This window comes from Neglectibacter sp. X4 (assembly GCF_009917365.1).
GTDB lineage: Bacteria > Bacillota > Clostridia > Oscillospirales > Acutalibacteraceae > Acutalibacter.
The window spans coordinates 1-1,789 of sequence record NZ_QWLE01000143.1 but is presented as its reverse complement, the minus strand read 5'-3'; the positions used below and the strand labels follow the sequence as shown (position 1 = coordinate 1,789).

Sequence of the window (1,789 nt, the reverse complement as noted above, 5' to 3'; positions counted from 1 at the left end):
TATCCTGCTTCCCGTACATCAATGTGTAAGAAAGCCCCCATGTGTCACGCCTTCCACAACCTGACACATAGGAGCCGAAAACCTACCCACAACAGGGGCGGCAAGAGCATTATAGCACACCGCCGCCCCGCCTGACAAGAAAGGATTTTATACTATGGGAATTTTGAATAAACTGCAAGCCGATGAATTGTTCCGCCGTGAAGCCGTCCTGATCGGTTCGGCTGATGTGTTGCCCGTGTCTAAGGCCGTGGCGCTCTTTGGGAAAAAGGCCGTATCTTTCGCCAAGGATAAGGAATTTAAGCATTGGGGTGCTTTCGGCGTAGGTGACTTCACTGCCGATTATCTCAATTACACCGGCTTCCTTGCCGCTGTTAGCTATTACAACGTGGAACAAATGAAAGTGAGGTAATACATAATGAACGCTAAAGATTTTGTTCTTGCCGCTGATGATATTGAAATTCCGGAAGCCTTTGATCTAACCGCCGATGAACTGGATGTGATTAAGAATGTTTCTGATAACCCCTTCAACCTAATTTCCCTTGGCTTCAAGTGCGGCTTCATGCGGGGCCAGAGGGCCACCAAACTTCCCGCTAACGTTCTCCATATGCTGGCCCAGGCTGATGAACGGCAGTTGAAGTTGATTGCCGGGTTTGTACGGCAGTTAGTCAAGAAGGGCGGGGCTACCTGATGGAACACACCAAGATCATCAACGGGGAGCGCCATGTTTCTACCGTGGGGGTTGTCCTGCTGGCCTTGCATGGATGGCGGACAGACCACAAGGAGCCTTGCCGTGAAGCGTTGCGGCGGTATTGCCAGTATCTTGCCATGCACGGCTATGGTAAAGGTTCTAAGGCCATTTGGGAGCATTTGGCGGGGATGGACAATCAGGAAGCCGCCCAGTGGGTTGAAACCACCTTCAGGCAGTTTGTGACTGACCCTGTGGCCGCTGTTGAATATGTTTTGGGGACGGTGGTACAATGCCAGTGAAAATCCATATCAGCTATACCCCGGACGATGAAGCGACAAAGGCCCGGATCGTGACGCTCCTGGAGGGGATTTTACCCCCCGTAAAAATCAAGAATACACCCGGCAAGCCCCCCTATAATAACGTGTATATCACCACTAAAAACCACGGAAAACCCACAAAATAGCTCAATTAGGGCTTGACCCCTCCCCCCCTATGTGGTATAATTAACTTATCAAAGTACCCCACCCCTACCGGGTGGAAGCTGTGCGAAAACGGCGTGGGAACTGTCTGCTATGGACGGTTCCCACGCTTTTTTCTATATTTAGCCGCACTCACGGCGTTAAACGGAGGAATTGAAATGGATGAAAACAAGACCACCAACACCAACCCGGAAAGTGGAGCCGGGGCAAAGACCTTCAGCCAGGACGATGTGAACCGCATTGTGGGCGAACGCCTTGCCGCCGAAAAGCGCAAGGGGGAAGCCGCCCTTGCTGAAAGGGAACAGCAGTTGGCCCAGCGTGAATTGCTGTTGACCGCCAAAGAGAAACTGGCCGAAAACGCCCTTCCCGTGGAATTGCTGGACGCTCTGAACGTGTCCAGCCCGGAAGCCATGGAAAAGGCCATTACCACCCTGAAGGGTGTGATCGACAAAATCAAAGCGGAGAATCCCAAGGCCGTGCGGATCAGTGGAGCCACTGCCGCCAGCGAGGTAACTGCAACCCCCAATGGGGCTGATGCTCAACTGAGAAAGGCTATGGGGCTTTCCTGATCCAAGAAAGGAAGTGCCAATAAATGGCAAATACCGTTAATCTCGTTACTGCC

Annotated in this window: 5 protein-coding genes; all 5 read left to right on the top strand. The window is 52.0% G+C overall.

Translation table 11 applies throughout. The features are described 5' to 3' along the window. Positions 1-154 precede the first annotated feature (154 nt). The 5 genes from D1841_RS17205 (at position 155) to D1841_RS17185 (ending at position 1,736) form a co-directional block, all read left to right on the top strand. Positions 155-409, top strand: a complete 255-nt coding sequence (locus D1841_RS17205) for a hypothetical protein (protein WP_161880193.1) — start codon at positions 155-157, stop codon at positions 407-409. 6 nt (positions 410-415) lie between these two features. Continuing rightward, positions 416-688: a hypothetical protein gene (locus D1841_RS17200; RefSeq protein ID WP_160644890.1), complete on the top strand. Its 273-nt coding sequence runs from the start codon at positions 416-418 to the stop codon at positions 686-688. Further along, a complete protein-coding gene (locus D1841_RS17195) occupies positions 688-987 on the top strand; it encodes a hypothetical protein (protein ID WP_160644888.1) in 300 nt (99 codons plus the stop codon). The genes D1841_RS17200 and D1841_RS17195 overlap by 1 nt, the downstream gene beginning before the upstream one ends. After that, complete coding sequence (locus D1841_RS17190; protein ID WP_160644886.1) at positions 978-1,151, top strand: hypothetical protein; 174 nt, start codon at positions 978-980, stop codon at positions 1,149-1,151. Before D1841_RS17195 ends, D1841_RS17190 begins: the two co-directional genes overlap by 10 nt. Before the next feature lie 174 nt (positions 1,152-1,325). Further along, positions 1,326-1,736 carry a DUF4355 domain-containing protein gene (locus D1841_RS17185; protein ID WP_161880192.1) on the top strand — a complete coding sequence of 137 codons (411 nt, stop codon included), beginning with the start codon at positions 1,326-1,328 and terminating at the stop codon, positions 1,734-1,736. The last annotated feature ends 53 nt before the right edge of the window (positions 1,737-1,789 follow it).

Bases quoted from the DNA above. Each gene is read 5' to 3' on its own strand.
- D1841_RS17205 (WP_161880193.1), top strand. From the start codon at position 155: ATGGGAATTTTGAATAAACTGCAAGCCGATGAATTGTTCCGCCGTGAA.
- D1841_RS17200 (WP_160644890.1), top strand. From the start codon at position 416: ATGAACGCTAAAGATTTTGTTCTTGCCGCTGATGATATTGAAATTCCG.
- D1841_RS17190 (WP_160644886.1), top strand. From the start codon at position 978: ATGCCAGTGAAAATCCATATCAGCTATACCCCGGACGATGAAGCGACA.
- D1841_RS17195 (WP_160644888.1), top strand. From the start codon at position 688: ATGGAACACACCAAGATCATCAACGGGGAGCGCCATGTTTCTACCGTG.
- D1841_RS17185 (WP_161880192.1), top strand. From the start codon at position 1,326: ATGGATGAAAACAAGACCACCAACACCAACCCGGAAAGTGGAGCCGGG.